This window comes from Pseudomonas anguilliseptica (assembly GCF_900105355.1).
Classification (GTDB): Bacteria; Pseudomonadota; Gammaproteobacteria; order Pseudomonadales; family Pseudomonadaceae; genus Aquipseudomonas; species Aquipseudomonas anguilliseptica.
Window position 1 is genome coordinate 1599692 of record NZ_FNSC01000001.1, and the last position, 17439, is coordinate 1617130.

Genomic DNA, 17439 nt, shown 5'->3' on the forward strand with positions numbered 1-17439 from the left:
GGCAGGTATGGACCTACTGACTGGCGCGCGTGTCACGCAGATTGGCGAGCACCCGCTCGGCGTTTTCCGTGCAGGGCATGCCCTCTGGTTTGTTCTCGATGGTGGCGATGATGTTCAGCAGCTGCGCCTTGTTCTGCGCCAGACGCTGTTGCATTGCCTCGATCTCGACGACCTTGCGTTGCAGGCTGTCGAGCATCTGCTCATGCGCCCAGCCCTCGGCGTTGGCATCGGGCAGCAGGCGGCGGATTTCCTCCAGGCTGAAACCGGTCTGCTGGGCGCAGCTGATAATGCCCAGGGCTTGCAGTGTTTGTTCCGTATAGCTGCGATAACCGTTGGCCTGACGCTGGGCACTGATCAGCCCGCTGGCTTCGTAGAAGCGGATACGCGAGGCAGCCAGACCGCTGCGGCTGGCCAGTTCACCAATTTTCATAATCTGTGCTCCGGGGTATTGACCTTAAAGTTGACTTTAACCTTAGCCTTGCTACTCACGCTACCCCGGAGTACGCCATGACTGCCTTCCAACCGCTGCAACTGCCAAACGGTACCTACATTCCCAACCGCATCGCCAAAGCGGCGATGGAAGAGAACCTCGCCGACGCCAGCCAGGGCCCGTCCGCCGAGCTGCTGCGGCTTTACCAGGCCTGGGCCGCAGGCGGCGCCGGGTTGCTGCTGACCGGCAACGTGATGGTCGATCGCCGCGCCATGACCGGCCCCTGCGGCGTGGTACTGGAAGACGAGCGCCAGCTGGACAAATTTCGCGAGTGGGCACGTATCGGCCGCGCCCAGGGTGCGCAGATGTGGATGCAGATCAATCATCCCGGCCGGCAGATGCAGGCCAACCTTGGCCAGCAGACCGTCGCCCCCTCGGCCGTGGCCCTGGAGCTGGGCGGCCTGTCGAAGATGTTCCCGCTGCCCAAGGCGCTGGATGAGGTGGAAATTCAGGACCTGGTTCAGCGCTTTGCGCGCACCGCACAGTTGGCCGAACAGGCCGGCTTTACTGGCGTGCAGATCCACGCGGCGCACGGCTATCTGCTGAGCCAGTTTCTTTCGCCCATCAGCAACAAACGCACGGACAGTTGGGGCGGCTCCCTGGAGAACCGCGCGCGGCTGCTGCTGGAGGTGGTCAAGGCGGTGCGCGCGGTGGTGGCACCGGACTTCTGTGTGGCGGTCAAGCTCAACTCGGCGGACTTCCAGCGTGGCGGTTTCGATGCGGCTGATGCCAAGCGCGTGGTGCAGCTGCTCAATGAACAGGCGGTTGATTTGGTCGAACTGTCCGGCGGCAGTTATGAAGCGCCGGCCATGCAGGGCGATGCGCGTGACGGCCGCACCCTGGCACGTGAGGCCTACTTTCTCGAGTTTGCCGGTGAGATTGCCGCTGTGGCGACGATGCCGGTGATGGTCACCGGTGGTATCCGGCGTTTGCCAGTGGTCGAGCAGGTGTTGGCCAGCGGCGTGGCCATGGCCGGGATAGCCACGGCTTTGGCGATCAACCCGGCGCTGCCCAAACAGTGGCAGGCCGGGCAGCCCAGCAGTGCCGAACTTCCGGCGATTCGCTGGAAGCACAAGGCGCTGGCCTCTCTGGCCTATATGGCGGTGGTGAAATTCCAGCTGCGCCAGCTCAGCCTGGGCAAGCACACCCACGCCGGGGTTTCACCGCTGCGCGCACTGCTGCTGGAGCAGCTGAAAAGCGCGCGGCGCACCCGTCAGTACAAACGCCTGATGGCGGCGGGCTGATTTAGTGCGGGTTTAGGGTTCCGGCTTGTAGCCCAGACGTAAGCCGCCCCAATGCCGGCCCTGAACCATGATCGGTACCGACAGGTCGTGCATCAACTCGCCGGTATCACGCATATAGGTCTGTAGCAGCAGCGGCTTCTGGTGGCTGCCGCAGCGGATGCCGGTGCGGTCGTTGAACAGGCGCTTGCTGCGGCTTTTCAGGGTGTCCACGGCACGGTCGCCGCAGGGCGGGTGGTTGAAGGCGTTGTTGTGGGTTGGCACATAGCCTTCGGCGGTGCAGGCGATGGCGAAAACCAGGCCTTCGTGCTGGCTGAGCAGTGGCTCCTGAATCGCCGGCAGCACCTGATCGGCATAGCTGTCGAAGTGGGTCTTGTACTTGGCCGGGAAGCTGCCGGCTATCGGCTGATAGTGGCGGTCGAACAGGTCGCTGGTGCTGATCCGGCCGCTGTGCAGGTCCGCCTCGAACTGCGCGGCAATCTGCGCCGCGGCGCCGCGCGCGAGGTCGTAGATGCGCTGGTGGTAGTCATCCAGGCCGACTTCGGCGAGCTGTTCGCTGACGCTTTCGGCCTGAGTGACTAAGCGCTCGGCAGCACTGCTGAGTTGGCGAGTCTGCCCTTCGCTGTCGCCGACATCGCCGCGCAACTGGCCGACCGCCACCGAGAGTTCGGCCAGGCGTTCGTGGTTCTGTCGGGTGCCACTGTCGATCTGGCTGACCTGGCTTTCCACGTCCACCGCCAGTTCGGCAATCCCCTGCAGTTGTTCGCCAGTGTGCTCGACCTGCTGTGCGGCCAGAGTCAGCTGCTCGGCCTGCTGCTGCATATGGTTGACCACCGCCGTGCTCTGCTGGCGAATATCGCTGACAATCTGCCCGACTTCCTCGGTGGCGCTGCTGGTGCGTCCGGCGAGGTTGCGCACCTCATCGGCAACCACGGCAAAGCCCCGGCCGAGTTCACCGGCGCGGGCTGCTTCGATGGCGGCATTCAGCGCCAGCAGGTTGGTCTGGCTGGCAATCGACTGGATCACCTGGGTGACTTTTTCGATCTGCTCGGTGCGGCTGCTGAGGCCATCGATCAGCTCACGGCTGGTGGCGGTCTGCGCGCTCAGGTGTTGCATGGCATCGATCGCCTGGCGCAGTTCCTGCTGCCCGCTGCTGCTGTTCTGCCGCACGCTCTGCGCCGCCAGCAGGGTTTGCTCGGCGCGCTGGGCGTTGTCCTGTTCGGTATGGGTGATGGCCTCGGCGGCCTGGTTGATCTGCTCGGTGGCACTGAGCTGCGATTGCAGTTTACCGGCCAGCTGCTGCGCGGCGTGGGCCACCTCGGCGGCAGCCAGGGCGTTGTGACAGGTGTGTCGCGACAGGTTCTGGCTCAGGGCGCTGAACGACGCGTGCGGCGCATCGGTGGAAGCTGGCAGCTCTTCATGCTGGCGCTGCCACGGCCCTAGCCAGGGCCATAGGGCCAGCAGCAGAAAGGACGGAATGCTGATAAACCAGGGCAGTTGGATCTGCTGATAGACCGCCATCAACCCGGCCAGCCCGATGGCATGCAGCAGGCAGGCCTTGGGATAGGTAATAAACGCAGAGCGCATGACAAACCTCATTATTTTTATTCTGGTCGAACCAACACCAGAAACTGCCTGTGGCGCGCCGCTTTGCAGTGGGCGGGCCATGCCTGCTGGAACCTGTGTGCGCGCGGCTGGATATGCCTGGGTAGGCAATCGGCCGCTGTCGGCGAATCTATAGACCATAGCGGGTGACGCTCCCTGCGGCCAACCTTTGGTGGGAGGTTGATTCGAGCACCCATGGCGGTTCAGGGCCATGGCACTTTGGTCGCAGGTGATTCGTGTTTAGAGCCGATGGCGCTGAATAAAACCCTTATCTAGAAAATCCTTCCAGCGCCCGTAGAAGCGCCCGCCGGCACTGTGTCCATGCCAGTCCAGCAGTGCGCCGCCATCACCAGTGGCCAGCAGCGCCAGGCTCTGTCGTTGCGGGCGGTAGCGTTTGAGTGGCAGGCCACGCAGCGCGGCGTTGAGGTTGGCGGCCAGCACCGGGCCCTGGCGCACCGAGTACACCCCGCTCTTGCGTGCGCCAGGCAGGCTGGCGCAGTCGCCCACGGCGAAAATCGTCGGGTGGGTGTAGCTCTGCAGCGTGGGGGCGATCAGTACAAAGCCCTGCTCATCGCAGCCCAGGCCGCTATGTGCCGGCCAGGCAAAAGCCTTGGCGCCGCTGGCCAGCAACAGCCGTTGGCCACGCCAGACCGGTTCGTCGCCGCTGAACAGGCAGTCGTCTTCGATACGGCTGATCGGGCAATCCTCGCGCACCCACACACCACGCTGACGCAGGTGGCCGAGGGCGCGCAGGCGCACGCCAGCGGACAATCCATCGAGCAGATGCCCGGCGCAGAACAGCGCCAGCTGCGGCACCTGTCCGGCCAAGGCCAGCGCCAGTTCGACCCCGGCCGCGCCGCCACCGAGAATCGCCAAAGGCTGCGGCGCGGCTTGCCACTGTTGCCAGCCGTCGAGAAATTCCGCAAAGGGTTTGACCGCCAGCAGCTGCATGGCGTCGCCCTGTTGCGCTGGTGCGGCAACCTGCGTGCCGACATTTAGCGACAGCCAGCTGGCGTTAAGGGTTCGGCCATCGACCTGCTGCACCTGCTGCTGGGCGGCCGACAGGCTCTCCAGCGGACTGACGAGCAGTTCGACCTTGGCCGCGCGACACAGTGCCTGCAGTTCGATCTGGCAATCCGCCGCGCTGTGTCGCCCAGCCAGCAGCCCCGGCAGCATGCCCGAGTACCAGGCAACCGGTCCGGCGCTGAGTAATGCGATACGTCCCGGTGGTCGTTCGATCAACGCCCAGCGTCTCAGCACACCGAGGTGGGCGTGGCCGGCGCCGAGCAGCAGGAGGTCGTAGTGATGGTTCAAACGCAGGCATCCATGGCTCAAAACGATGTGCCGTTATGCTACGGGCTTGTGCGGTCGTCTGTCAGGGGATGCTGTAACAGCGGGGTGGCGAAATAGCTGTCGGCGGATTCGCCAGTGTTGTCGCTGTCGGCGGCAAACACCACGCCGAGAATCCTGCGCGGTGCGCTGCCAAAGGCGGCAGTGGCATCGGCATTCAGGTTGCGGCTTTCGCTGAGCCATTGCCCCTGCGGCGCTTCTGGGCCGCGCAGCACGTGCATTTCCACCGTCTCGGTGTAGGCGCTGCGCGCATGGGTGCCCGGTGCCTGGCGGTTATCCCAGACATAGCTGAGGGTCGCCGCTGGCAGGTCGGGGTCGAAGAAGGTGCGGGCTAGGCGCAGCTTCTGCCGGTTGACGAAACTCAGCGAGTCCAGCGGGTAATCCAGCAGCACATAAACCCGCGCGGCGTAGTCGTCGCCTTCGCGGGTGGCGAAGCGTGCCTGGTCCAGCTTCTGCTCGGTGCGCCATTGCCAGCTCAGTTGCCAGGGCTGATCGCCGGGCAGGTCCAGCGGATGCAGCAGGCCGCCCGCCGCCGCATCGGCCTGAATGCGCAACACCGGCTGACCGTCCTGCTCGACCAGCGTGCGTACGGAAGGCTTGAGCTTGGGGATATCCGCAAGGCGCCAGGGTGCCGACCATTCGCCGCTGGGCGGGCCGGCCGTCCAAGGCGTCAGTGGGTTTTCGGCCTGGGCCAGCGGCGACAGCACCAGTAGGGCCAGCAGTAACCCGCGCATCAGCTGCGGCGCCAGCTATGGAAACGCTCGACCAGGCGCAGTAAACCTTGCGGTGCGTGCGCACGCTTCCACTCTCCGGCCGCGTATTTATTGGCCTCGGCCATGGTCGGGTAGCTATGGATGGTGCCGAGAATTTTATTCAGGCCCAGACCATGCTTCATCGCCAGCACATATTCGGCGAGCAGCTCCCCGGCGTGTTCGCCGACGATGGTCACCCCGAGAATCTGATCCTTGCCCGGCACGGTAAGCACTTTGACAAAGCCATGGGCGGCCTCGTCGGCAATCGCCCGATCGAGGTCGTCGATGCCGTAACGGGTCACCTCATAGGCGATGTTCTGCGCCTTGGCTTCGCCTTCGGAGAGGCAGACGCGGGCCACTTCCGGATCGGTAAAGGTGCAGTGCGGGATCACCCGGTAATCCACCTTGAAGCGTTTAAAGCCGCTAAACAGCGCATTGACCGCCGCATACCAGGCCTGGTGCGCGGCGACATGGGTGAACTGGTACGGCCCGGTGACATCGCCCACCGCGTAGATATTGGGAAAACGCGTGGCCAGGTAGTCGTCGGTTTCCAATGTGCCGTTGGGCCGTACGCTCAGGCCCAGTTCCTCCACCCCATAACCGCTGACATTGGCCACCCGGCCGAGGGCCAGCAGCAGGCAGTCGAAGGCGATGGTCACCTCCGCGCCGGTGTCCAGGCAGCGGGCGACCATACGCGGTTCACCGTCGACTACTTCAAAACGTTCGGCCTGATGGCGCAGGCGCAAGTCGACGCCATCGGCGCGCAGGCTGCTCATCACGGCGGCACGGGCATCGGCATCCTCGCGCGGCAGCAGGCGCTCGCCGCGCTCTACCTGAATCACCTGGCTGCCGAGACGCTGGAAGGCCTGGGCCAGCTCGCAGCCAATCGGCCCGCCACCCAGCACCAGCAGCCAGCGCGGCTGCTGGCGCAGGCTCCAGATGCTGTCCGAGGTGTAGGCCTGCACCTGTGCCAGGCCAGGAATGTTCGGTACGAAAGGCCGCGCACCGGCGGCAATGATCAGGTTGCGACTGGTCAGGGTCTGGCCATTCACTTCCACCGCCCAGGGCGAGAGAATCTTCGCCTCGCCCTGAATCACCTCGACGCCGAGGCCGGTGTAACGCTCCACCGAATCATGCGGTTCGATGTCGGCGATCACCCGCTGGATGCGCTGCATCACCGCCGGGAAATCCACCGTGCCCTGCACGCCGGTAAAGCCTAGTGCCGCGCCCTTTTTCAGTTCATTGGCCAGCTTGGCCGAACGTAGCAGCGCCTTGGACGGCACGCAGCCGGTGTTCAGGCAGTCGCCACCCATCTGGTGCTTTTCGATCAGACTGACCTTGGCCTTCACGGCTGCGGCGATATAGGCGCTGACCAGGCCACCGGCACCCGCGCCGATCACCAGCAGGTTGCGGTCGAAGGTCTTCGGTTTGTGCCAGCCGGCATACACCCGCCGTGCCTGGATCAGGCCAAGCAGCTTGCGTGCGATCAGCGGGAACACCCCGAGCAGGACAAAGGCACCGAGCAGCCCCGGCGAGAGGATGCCCGCCAGCGACTCCAGCTGGCCCAGTTCACGCCCGGCGTTCACATACACCAGGGTACCGGGCAGCATGCCGAGCTGGCTGACCCACCAGTAGGTGCGCGCCGGCAGTCGGGTCAGGCCCATGGCCAGGTTGATCAGAAAGAACGGGAATAGCGGCACCAGACGCAGGGCGAACAGATAGAACGCGCCCTCACGCTCTAACCCGGCATCGATGCCGGCGAGGCGCTGGCCGAAGCGGCTCTGCACCCAATCGCGTAGCAGAAAACGGCTGCTGAGCATGGCCAGGGTCGCGCCCAGGGTCGAGGCAAAGGACACTAGGATAAAACCCTGCAACAGGCCGAACAGCGCGCCGGCGAGCAAGGTCATCAAGGCCGCGCCGGGCAGCGACAAGGCTGTTACCGCCACATAGGCGATAAAGAACACGCCAGCGGCGAGCCAGGGCTGCGCGGCCACCTGAGCATTCAGCGCGGTCTGCTGCGCCTTGAGTGCTTCCAGGTTGAGGTACTGGCCGATGTCGAAGACAAAGAAGCTGCCCAGCAGCGCGAGGATCAGGCCCATCAGGGCCAGTTTGCGGCTATTCATCAGTCAGCGCCTCCAGGGCGCACAGGCTTTGGCACAGGCTGAAACCAGCCTGCAGGGCGTGTTCGGGGCGATCGCTCAGTTGGCCGAGCACCCGTGTACGGTAGGACAGCTCCGCCGGGCTTTGCGCAGGCCACTGGCGGTCGAAGTCGGCGAGAAAAGCTGTGTGGTCGTAGCTCAGCGGCAAGGCCTCGATAAACAGGCCATCGCGCTGGCAGCGGTACAACGCTGCCGGGTGCGGCGTGCTGGCGATGCGGCTGAGCAGGCCATAGCGGCCACCGGCAAAGTTCGGCAGCCCGGCTGCGCCATTGTTGATCAGCGTGCCGTGCTCAAGGTTCAACGCCACCGCCGAGCAGGTGTGGCTGGTGGCCAAAACTTGGACGTTGTGCGCGGCAAGCCAGCTATCCAGTTGCTGCTGGCGCGCCGAGTCGCTGAGTGATTCCCGCGAGCAACTCCAGCCGGCCAGGGACTGCTCGTCGCCATGGCTGATCGCCACGCGCTGTCCGGCCACACTGACCAGTGCCGTGCTCGGACGCGACGCCAGGTGTTCGGCCATGCCCGGCAAGCCCTGCACGGTGCCGTTCAGTTCCCGCTGGATGGCGTTGGAGCGTTCGACCACCGGCTCATCCACGCTCATCGGGTAGGCGCAACCACAGCCTGCGCCACCGTCATCGGCTCGGCCCAGCTCGGTTTCGACATTGCCGCGCAGGGCCAGATGGGCGCTGAGGCCCTGCTCGATCTGCTGGAAAATCTCGGGGTCGGGGTCAAACCAGTGGGCGTCGCCGTTAAACACCACCCGTGCCAGTGGCTCGGCGGCCAAGCGCCGTTGCAGCGCCGCCAGAGCCTGGCGATTGCCATACAGGCCGCCAACCACATAGAGCACGTCGCAGTCGAACAGCGGCTCGCCGCAAAAGGCATTCGCAGTCAGGCGGTAGTCCAGCGGACAGTCGCGACCGGCGCGCATCAGGCTGTTCCTGCTTTGCGCTGCAGCAACCAGCCGGGCAGCAGATAGGCGAGTGCACAGAGCCCGAGGCCATACAGATTGGTGCCCAGCAGCAGCGCGTATTTGCCGTCGCCGATGGCCCAGCTCTGCGGAATCCAGCTCAGCGTCAGGGCCACGCCGAGGCCCAGTCCGGTCCAGAAACTCAGGTGAAAGCCCAGCCGGGTCGGAGTGGTCAGGCCGTGCAGGACAAATACCGGGGCCAGGCCGATCACCATGGTGCCGCTGATGGTGGTGGCCTTGAGGATGTCAGTGCCGGCGATCATCGGCAGGTTGCCGAGCAGGGCAAACACCACCATCACCGCCATGCCCACGCCGATGGCTTTTTGCCCCAGGTCGCGGCCGGCCAGTTTCGGTAGCTCGCGCCCGGCCAGTTTGGCCAGGCTGGAGAAGGTCGAATCCAGGGTCGAGCCGGCAGCGGAGACCATCACCACGGTCATGATCAATAGAGCAGCAATACCCAGGCTCTTGGCCAGGGCAGCCGGCACATTGTCCGAGGCGGCAATGCCCACCAGCTGCGCATGCACGCCGATCAGGCTAAAGGCGAGAATAGCGATAAAGCCGAGCACACCGGCGATCACGAAGGAGCGGCGCATGGCCTTCTCTTCGCTGATAAAGCCACGGTCGGTCAGTACCGGGTCATGGAAACCGTAGCTGAAGGCTTGCAGGCCGGCGACCAGCAGCAGGTCGACGCCGGCATTCAGTGCCCAATTACTGGTACTGGCCAGCTCGCTGGGCGAATGCTGCGGCAGCACCAGACCAAGCACCCAAACCAAGGCAATCACGAAGATCGCCGCCTGCGCCGCGTCGGTGAGGATCGAGCTGCGCAAGCCGCCGCGCAGGCTGTAGGCCAGGGTCACGGCGGTAAACAACAACGCCGAGGCAATAAATTCGGAGCTGCCCGAGTCGCCGTAATAGCCGCCGACCACCGCGGTGTTGCTCCACACCTCGTTGAACAGGCGAATCAGAATCGCGGCGGAAAACGCCAGCGCAGCGCCCCGGCCGTAATGGCTGCTGAGAAAGCTCACCAGGCCGGTCGCCGCAAAGCGTCGGCGCAGGCGGTAGATAACAAAGCCGGTGAGCGGAATCGACAGCCAGTACATGGCATAGGCCAGACCGCCGACCAGGCCGTAAGTCGCCCCCAGGTTGGCGGCGTTGGTCACCGATTTGGCGAAGATCCAGCTGATAAAGATGCTCGAGGTGATCAGCCACGGGCTGGCGCTGTGGCCCTGCTTGTCCTCGCCGTTGAAAAAACCGCCGAGGGTCACGGCGCGGGGGGCCAGAGCCAGCATCAGCGCGCCGTAGACCACAAGAAAACCCCAGAAGAACAGGCCGGTCAGACTGGTCGGTTGCATGGATCGATCCTTGTTTGAGGGTTATATCGCCGCTGTAGGGTGTGCTGTGTACACCACGGGTTCAGTCATTGAGCGCCCCGCCGCAGCTGGAACCCTGCCCGGCGGTGCAGGCGTAGCAATGATCGCGGGTCACGATGGAGTTGCCGGCCAGCGTTGCACCGAGCAGGTCGCGCAGATGAGGCCGATCGCGGCCGATCAGTTCAGGCAGCTGCAGCGGCAGATCGAGCATCTGGTTGAAGTCGCAGTCGTACAGGTAGCCCTGCCAGTCGACGCTGACCAGCGAGCGACACATCAGCGGTTCGAGGTTCTCCGAGCGATAGCTGTCACGCAGCAACTGCATATAGTCGTTGAACTGGCCCTTGCTGACCAGGGTGCTGCCAAAGCGCGCAATCGGCTGGTTGGTGATGGTCAGCAGGTGGTTGAAGGCGATGCCAAAGTCTTCAGCCAGGTGCTGTTTGTAATCAGCTTCGAGGCTCTGCTGGGGCGGCGGCAGGCTCGGTCCTTGCGGGTTGTACACCAGGTTGAGGATCAGCCCGCTGCCCGGCTGGCCGTAACCGAGGGCATTGAGTTGCTGCAGGCCGCGAATACTGGCATCGAACACGCCATCGCCGCGTTGTTTGTCGACGTTATCGCGCGAATAGCAGGGCAGCGAGGCGCTGACTTCGACGCCCTGCTCGGCGAGAAACGGCGCCAGGTCTTCATAACCCGGTTCGCTCAAGATGGTCAGGTTGCAGCGGTCGATTACTCGCAGGTCTTCACGGCGTGCGTGGCTGACGATCTCGCGAAAACGCGGGTGCATTTCCGGGGCGCCGCCGGTGAGGTCGAGGGTATGCACCGGGTGCGCGTCGATCACCTGGTGCAGCAGGGCCAGGCTGTCGTCGGTCATGGCCTCGGTGCGGGTCGGCCCGGCATTCACATGGCAATGCAGGCAGCGCTGGTTGCAGCGGTAGGTCAGGTTGATCTGCAGCGCTTCCAGTGGCCCCCGGCGGATGGCCGGGAAGGCCAGTTGGTCGAGCAGGGGAAGCATGGCGTGCACGGTTGGCTCCTTGTTGCTTGGCGACGTGGCAACGCTTTGCGTGATGCGTGTTCGTCTGTAGCCACTATAGATACTGCCTGAGCGCTTTTGTTACGGATTGGTCTTGGAGAATCGTTTCGGCGTGTGCAATCTGGACATTCTGTGACCGGCCCTGAGTGAGGCCGTCAGCGCAATCAAATTGTCAGTTCTCAGCTAGAATTCCCGGGCGTCAACTCGCCAAGCCGGCGAGCGGTGTTCACCCTGAGCCTTGGCGCACCTCGCAGTTTATTGAGGCGCTAGGATGCACCGTCTGCTCAACCTTCCACTGCTGGCTGCACTGCTCTGCTTTGCCCTGGGCAGCGCCCAGGCGTCCACCGAGCTGCCATTGCTGGTGCTCAGCAGCGCGCAGCTCAAGCAGCCGGTGGAGGTTCCCGCGAGCCTGGTGTTGGAAGACCCCAGCGGCAATCTGACCGCTGCCGAGGTGCAGCAGCGCATCGCCAGCGAGGGCCGGCGGATTGATGGCGTGCCGCGCCTGGGGTATTCGGCCAGCGCCTGGTGGCTGGCGTTTCGTCTCGATGCGCCGGTGGCCGAACGCCTCGATCTGATGATCGACCGGCCCTTTCTCGACGATATCGAAGTCTGGCTGTATGACCCTGAACGGCTGATCGCGCCCTTCTACAGCGGTGACCACCGCGATTTCCTTCTGCGTGGCGCGCCATCGCCGCATTTCCAGCTCAACCTGCCGCACCTTGGCGAAGGTCCGCATACGTTGTTACTGCGGGTGCAAAGCGGCTCGGCAGTGAGTGTGCCGATGCAGTTGGTGGCGGCCGAGCAAAGCCCGCTGCTGCTGGCCGAGCACTGGATGCGCAGCGGCCTGCTGCTGGGGGCGCTGCTCAGCCTGACCCTGTTCTTTCTGGTGAAATACAGCGCCCTGCGCGAGACGCAGCTGGTGTGGTTCTGTCTGACGGTGGCCAGCGTGGCGCTGTACAACGCCAGCCTGCATGGCGTTACCAGCCTGCTGGCGCCGCAGTGGGTGTGGCTGTCGACCCAGATGGCCAATCTGGCCAACCCCGGCATGTTGATCTTCAGCAGCCTGTTCCTCGCCAGCTCGCTGAAACTTGACCTGGGCCGTGTGCGCCAGCTGCGCAATGCGCTGTTTGCCGTGACCCTGCTGGTGTGCGGCTGGACCATGGTCAGCTATGGACACTTCCGCTCCTATCAGACGCTGAACGTGCTGATTCTGCTCAACGGGGCGTTCCAGCTGTTGCTGCTGATCCTCGGCGTGCGCCAGCGCCGGCCTTACGCCATTGGCTACCTGCTGTGCTGGAGCTCGGCCCTGCTGCTGATGTTGCTGGTGCCGCTTGGGCGCAGTGGCGTGATTCCGCTGCCGCCGGGCTTCAACTACATGCACGCCTACTTGCCGGTGCTGAGCATGTTGCTGTTTGGCGGCATTCTCGACAAACAGCTAGAGCAGATCCGCCGCGCCCTGCTGCACAGCAAGGCCCAGGCGCTGGGCAACCTGGAGCAATACCAAGCGCTGTTCAGCAGCAGCGGTGAGGGGATTTTCCGCTGTACCCGCAGCGGCGCCCTGATCGAGGCCAACCCCAGTTTTGCCGCCTTGCTCGGGCTTAATCCCGGCAGCACTGCGCTGTTCATGCAGCAGCTGCTGGGCGCCGAGCCATGGGCCGAGCATGTAGCGCAGTTGCACAACGAGCAGCCGGCGATCAGCCAGGAGTGCCAGATCCATGGGCTCGACGGGCAGAGCCATTGGGTCTATCTGTCGCTGCATCTGCGCCCTACCCAGGACTGCATCGAAGGCATCGTGGTCGACCTCAGCGAACGCCGTGCCCTAGAAGAACGTTTGCAGTACCTAGCCGCACATGACTCGCTGACGGGGCTGCTCAATCGCCGCGAACTCGAGCGTCTGCTGCGTGAAAGCCTCAAGGGCGAAGGTGTGCGGCGTTTCAGTCACCTGCTGAGCCTGGACCTGGATCAGTTCAAGCAGGTCAACGACCTCTGTGGTCACTCGGCGGGCGACCAGCTGTTGCGTCAGCTGTCCAGCCACCTGCGCCACCACCTGCCCCGGCATGCCGAGCTGGCACGTATTGGCGGTGATGAGTTCGCCGTGCTGCTGCGTGAGATCAACACCGACATGGCGATGGAGCACGCGGAAAGCCTGCGCCATTGCGTCGAGCAATTCGTTTTCAGCTGGCAGGGCCGGCCGTTTTGTGTGCAGGCCAGCATCGGTCTGCTGGAGCTGGGCAGCGGCGTCAGCGACTGGGAAACCGCGCTGAACTGGGCCGATAGCGCCAGCCAGCTGGCCAAGCTCCTGGGCCGTAACCGCGTGCAGCAGTTCAACCCCGCCGATGGCGTGCTGCTGGAACATCAACGCCAGCTGCAATGGATCACTCGTTTGCGCGAGGCCATCGAGCTGGGCCACTTCGAGTTGTTCTATCAGCCGGTGGTGGCGCTGCAGGGCAACAGCGAAGGCCTGCGTTATGAAGTGCTGCTGCGCTACCACGATCCGCTCAGCGGCGAGTGGGTCAGCCCCGGGCAATTTCTCGGCGCGGCGGAGCGCTATGGCTTTCTCGGTGCCATCGACCGCTGGGTAGTGATGCGCCTGCTGCAATGGCTAGCGGATAACCCGCGGCATGTGCAGCAACTGCAACAGGTGAATTTCAACCTGACCGCCAGCTCGTTGCTCAACGCGCACTTCCACGAGATGCTCCATAGCGAGCTGCTGCGACACAACCTGCCGGCGCACAAGCTGTGCATCGAGGTGACCGAGATGGTCGCCCTGGGCGAGTTGGGGGTGTCATCGCAGTGGATCAAGCAGCTGCGCAGCCTGGGCCTGAAAGTGGCGCTGGACGACTTCGGCAGCGGCTTCGCCTCCTACGCCTACCTGCGCCACCTGCCGCTGGATATCGTGAAGATCGACGGCAGCTTTATCAGCGGGCTGGAGAACGACCCGATCAACCAGGCCATGGTTGGCTCGATGCAGCAGATTGCCAACCAGCTGGGCCTGAGCACCGTGGCCGAGTTTGTCGAATCCCAGGCCACCCTCGACTGTGTGCGCGGGCTGGGGCTCGACTATGCGCAGGGCTACTTCCTCGGCCACCCGCAGCCGCTGACTCAGCTGGCCGATAGCGCCCAGGATGAAGTGCAGATGCAGCTGGTTCTTGACCGCCCTTGATAGTGCATCACTGGATGCGTTCGGCATGACTGCCGGCTGAGTAGTAGGTGCCGCAGTTAGTGGTTTTCTGCTGGCAATGGTTAGGGCGGGCTAGGCAGCGTTGTTCAGGCCGCTAACGTCGGGGCATCGGGCTTGCGCGCCACGATAAACACCCGCCAATCTCTGCTCTTGCTGCCATGGCGCTCGACGGCCAGGATTTGCAGACCTTGCGCGGTCATGGCCGCCTGCAACTGGTGGGCGTCGAAACACAGTACAGGCGGCGCTTTGCCGAAGGCGCGCATCAGCGGCAGCGCCAGCTTGGGAATCAGTGGGTTCATCTCATTCAGGCACGGTGTCTTCGAAATCAGCAAGCCGCCTGGTTTCAAGGCATTGATGGCTGAATTCAGCGTCTGCGGCAGGTCCGTCACGAGATGCAGCAGGTTGAACGCCAGTACGGCATCGTAGGCACCCTGTTCGGCCACCGGCGCGTCGGCGTCGGCCAGTCTGAAGTGCAGCTGTGGCATGGGTTGGCGGGCGAGCCTCTCGCCGGCGATGGCGATCATCTGTTCGGCCACGTCGGTGGCTACCAGCCGCCGCGTAGCAGGCGCCAGAAGCAGGGCGGTAGTGCCCGTGCCACAACCGATTTCCAGCACCTCATGTTGCGTAGACAGCAAGGCTTGTACGCGCTGCAAGGTCCGCTGGTAACCGGCCGGATCTGCAATCGGATCGTTCGCGTATTTACGTGCAATTCGGTTCCAGAAGCGAGCCTTGTCGGCCATGGCAGCCGGTATTGCAGGTGCAGAGCCATGGTCGCTGGTAGAGGTGATGGGTGAGTGCATGGTGCGCGTCCTGTGCATGGATGTAAGGCGATAGCCAACATAGAGCGGATGCTATCCTTGCGAGTCACCATGGGGTATTGCGATAAATTGCAGACAATATATGCATTCGCGTATGGATAAGGTCGATTGGAATCAGTTGCGTGCCTTTCTCGAGACGGCGGAAACCGGCTCGCTGTCGGCGGCCGCGCGTAAGCTCGGGCAGTCGCAACCGACCCTCAGTCGCCAGGTTGCAGCCCTGGAACTGGCACTAGGGGTGACGCTGTTTGAGCGGGTCGGCAAAACCATGGCGCTGACCACCACCGGGCAGGAGCTGTTGGGCCATGCCCGCGTAATGGGCACGGCGGCGCATGAGCTGGGCCTGGCTGCGACCGGGCGTTCAGAAGAGGTGGCGGGCGTGGTGTCCGTTGCCACCAGCGACGCCGTGGCGGCGTACCTGATGCCGAAGATACTCCTGCAGATCCGCGAGGCGGCACCCGGCATCCAGGTCGAGGTGGTCGCTTCGGACGGTGTCAGCGACCTGCTGCGCCGCGAGGCCGACATCGCCATCCGCCATGTGCGTCCCGAACAACCGGAGCTGATTGGCCGTTTGGTGCGGCAGAGTTCCGCCGGTTTTTATGCATCCGAAAGCTGGGTACGCGTGAATGGCCTACCGCGTACTGCGGAAGAGGCTTTGCAGCACGACTTTATCGGCCTGGATCGCACGGGCCATTACCTGCAGCACCTGCACGGCCAAGGCCTGCTGCTGAGTAACACGAATTTTCGCAGCTACGCAGATAACTCCGTCACCTACTGGGAAATGGTCCGCCAGGGCCTGGGCATCGGCGCAATCATGGAGGAGATCGCGCGGGAAACCCCGGGCATGGTTCGCGTGCTGGAGGATGTCGCCCCCTTTCAACTGCCAATCTGGCTGGTTACCCACCGTGAGCTGCGCACGGCGCGGCGTATCCGTATCGTCTTCGATCTGCTGGCCGAGGTCCTGGCCTGATCAGTGTTCGTTGTGGCAGCTGTCAGGCAGCCAGCGGGATGCGTTCCAACAGGCTGAGGTCCAGGCGCAGCATGCGCACACAGCGCTCATCGCGTAGCTCTTTGGGCGACTGGTTGCTGCGCAGGCGCAGCACCTGGCAGACCAGGTTGAGCACCAGCGCCTCGCGGCTAAATACGCCACTGCCGAGGTTGTAGAACGCCGCGATCAGCTCGCGCAGGCCAAACGGCAGGCGCCAGCGGATGCGCAACGCCGAGCCGAAGCTGGCCGCGCGTTGCTGGAAGCTGTTGTGGATGTCCTCATCGCGCAGGGTGCCGCCGGCGTCCTGCCAGTCCTGCAGGCTGCGCAGCAAGGCCAGCTCGCCGATGTTGTGCAGCAGTGCGGCGGTAAAGCACAACTCGGCATCCAGATTCAGTTCGCCTGCCAACCAGCGCGCCAGTTCGGCGCTGCTGGCCAGCTCGGCCAGACGCGGGTCACTGAGCAGCGCATTGCGTTGCACAGCCATGCCCAATACCAGATTCAGCGTGCGCGCCAGGCCCAGACGCGGCAGCGCCTGGCTGAGGGTCTGGCACGGTGCGCCCTGGTGCTGCGCGGCACTGTTGGCGGCGGCGATCAGTCGTGCGGTGATCTGCGGGTCACGGGCAAACACCTCTTCCAGCTCGCGCAGGTCGCTGTCGTCACCGTTCAGGCACTAGCTCACCGAATCGCGTACCGAGGCCAGCAACGGCGCGCCCTGACCTTCTTCGCGCACCGCATTCAGGTAATCATCCAGGCTGTCGACCAGCAAGGGGCTGCAACCGCTGTCTCGCTGGCGGCGGCGCTGCCGAGAATGCCGAGCAGGCGCTGGCGCAGTTGCTCGGCATTGAACGGCTTGGCCAGGTAGGCGGCCGGTGCCAGCGGGCGCGCGGCGCGCACGCTACTGGCATCCAGGCGACTGCTGATCAGGATAAACGGCAGCGCCCGCGTGCGCGGGTGGCGGCGCAACTGGCGCAGCAATTCCAGACCATCCAGGCCCGGCAGGTCGCCATCGGCAATCACCAGCGCCGGCAGGCGGCGCTTGCACTTGGCCAGTGCGGCGTCGCCATCGCTGACCCGGATAATCCGCGCATCGGCGCGCACATCGAGTACCAGTTGCACGAGCAGATCGGCAGTCCAGGGGTCTGCTTCGGCGATCAGAATCTCCGGAGCTTTGGCCAGGGCAGTCATGAAAACCTCAGGGAAAAGCGTGGTGGCAAAATAATGGCGTCAGCGATGTGACGGCGCGCAGTGTACGGGCTGGCCACTTTAAAACCAGCGTCGGCCGATGAAGTGCTGAACAACTCGTCAACTTTCTTATGCGACCTGAACAGGCCGTGCTAGAGCGGTCTGGTTGTCCTACAAGGCGCAGCAGAGAAGGCAGCTAAGGCCGTCCCAGGGTGTGTGGTGCAGGCTATGGATTATTGCCTTCCGATAACGCTTGGCTATCAGCTCTATGGTCTACTCAATCGCCGAAAGCAAAAGACCCGCCGAAGCGGGTCT

General features: G+C 64.0%; 12 protein-coding genes and 1 pseudogene. 3 read left to right on the forward strand and 10 right to left on the reverse strand.

Going from position 1 to position 17439, the window contains the following annotated elements; genetic code table 11:
- Positions 1-13: 13 nt before the first annotated feature.
- On the reverse strand, positions 14-430 hold the full coding sequence (locus BLW24_RS07785; protein ID WP_090378815.1) for a MerR family transcriptional regulator: 417 nt from the start codon (positions 428-430) through the stop codon (positions 14-16).
- Between the two features lie 77 nt (positions 431-507).
- Here BLW24_RS07785 and BLW24_RS07790 point away from each other — a divergent pair, with 77 nt between their 5' ends.
- Positions 508-1734 carry an NADH:flavin oxidoreductase/NADH oxidase family protein gene (locus tag BLW24_RS07790; RefSeq protein WP_090378818.1) on the forward strand — a complete coding sequence of 409 codons (1227 nt, stop codon included), beginning with the start codon at positions 508-510 and terminating at the stop codon, positions 1732-1734.
- A 12-nt stretch (positions 1735-1746) separates the two neighbouring features.
- Here the strand turns inward: BLW24_RS07790 and BLW24_RS07795 are convergent, their stop codons facing one another.
- From BLW24_RS07795 to arsS, 7 genes are all read right to left on the reverse strand, one after another.
- A complete protein-coding gene (locus tag BLW24_RS07795; protein WP_420874984.1) occupies positions 1747-3549 on the reverse strand; it encodes a methyl-accepting chemotaxis protein in 1803 nt (600 codons plus the stop codon).
- A gap of 27 nt (positions 3550-3576) precedes the next feature.
- The gene (locus BLW24_RS07800) at positions 3577-4650 is read right to left on the reverse strand and encodes an FAD-dependent oxidoreductase (RefSeq protein WP_090378821.1); all 1074 of its coding nucleotides are present in this window, start codon (positions 4648-4650) and stop codon (positions 3577-3579) included.
- A gap of 38 nt (positions 4651-4688) precedes the next feature.
- A complete protein-coding gene (locus tag BLW24_RS07805; RefSeq protein ID WP_090378824.1) occupies positions 4689-5420 on the reverse strand; it encodes a DUF3047 domain-containing protein in 732 nt (243 codons plus the stop codon).
- Positions 5420-7561 carry an FAD-dependent oxidoreductase gene (locus BLW24_RS07810; protein ID WP_090378827.1) on the reverse strand — a complete coding sequence of 714 codons (2142 nt, stop codon included), beginning with the start codon at positions 7559-7561 and terminating at the stop codon, positions 5420-5422. The genes BLW24_RS07805 and BLW24_RS07810 overlap by 1 nt, the downstream gene beginning before the upstream one ends.
- Positions 7554-8522 carry a hypothetical protein gene (locus BLW24_RS07815; RefSeq protein ID WP_090378833.1) on the reverse strand — a complete coding sequence of 323 codons (969 nt, stop codon included), beginning with the start codon at positions 8520-8522 and terminating at the stop codon, positions 7554-7556. Before BLW24_RS07815 ends, BLW24_RS07810 begins: the two co-directional genes overlap by 8 nt.
- Entirely contained in the window at positions 8522-9913 is a 1392-nt protein-coding gene (locus BLW24_RS07820; protein ID WP_090378836.1) for an SLC5/6 family protein, read from the reverse strand. The genes BLW24_RS07815 and BLW24_RS07820 overlap by 1 nt, the downstream gene beginning before the upstream one ends.
- Positions 9914-9974: 61 nt before the next feature.
- The gene (gene arsS, locus BLW24_RS07825) at positions 9975-10940 is read right to left on the reverse strand and encodes an arsenosugar biosynthesis radical SAM (seleno)protein ArsS (RefSeq protein WP_208600221.1); all 966 of its coding nucleotides are present in this window, start codon (positions 10938-10940) and stop codon (positions 9975-9977) included.
- A 289-nt stretch (positions 10941-11229) separates the two neighbouring features.
- On the opposite strand from arsS, the gene BLW24_RS07830 reads away from it, so the two are divergent.
- Positions 11230-14121, forward strand: a complete 2892-nt coding sequence (locus tag BLW24_RS07830) for an EAL domain-containing protein (protein ID WP_090378841.1) — start codon at positions 11230-11232, stop codon at positions 14119-14121.
- 104 nt (positions 14122-14225) lie between these two features.
- Here the strand turns inward: BLW24_RS07830 and BLW24_RS07835 are convergent, their stop codons facing one another.
- Positions 14226-14879, reverse strand: coding sequence for a class I SAM-dependent methyltransferase (locus BLW24_RS07835; RefSeq protein ID WP_208600152.1), 654 nt, complete (start codon positions 14877-14879; stop codon positions 14226-14228).
- Between the two features lie 172 nt (positions 14880-15051).
- On the opposite strand from BLW24_RS07835, the gene BLW24_RS07840 reads away from it, so the two are divergent.
- The gene (locus BLW24_RS07840) at positions 15052-15924 is read left to right on the forward strand and encodes a LysR family transcriptional regulator (RefSeq protein WP_090387660.1); all 873 of its coding nucleotides are present in this window, start codon (positions 15052-15054) and stop codon (positions 15922-15924) included.
- Positions 15925-15946: 22 nt separating this feature from the next.
- Here BLW24_RS07840 and BLW24_RS07845 read toward each other — a convergent pair.
- Positions 15947-17127: pseudogene (locus BLW24_RS07845) on the reverse strand (HDOD domain-containing protein).
- Positions 17128-17439 lie beyond the last annotated feature (312 nt).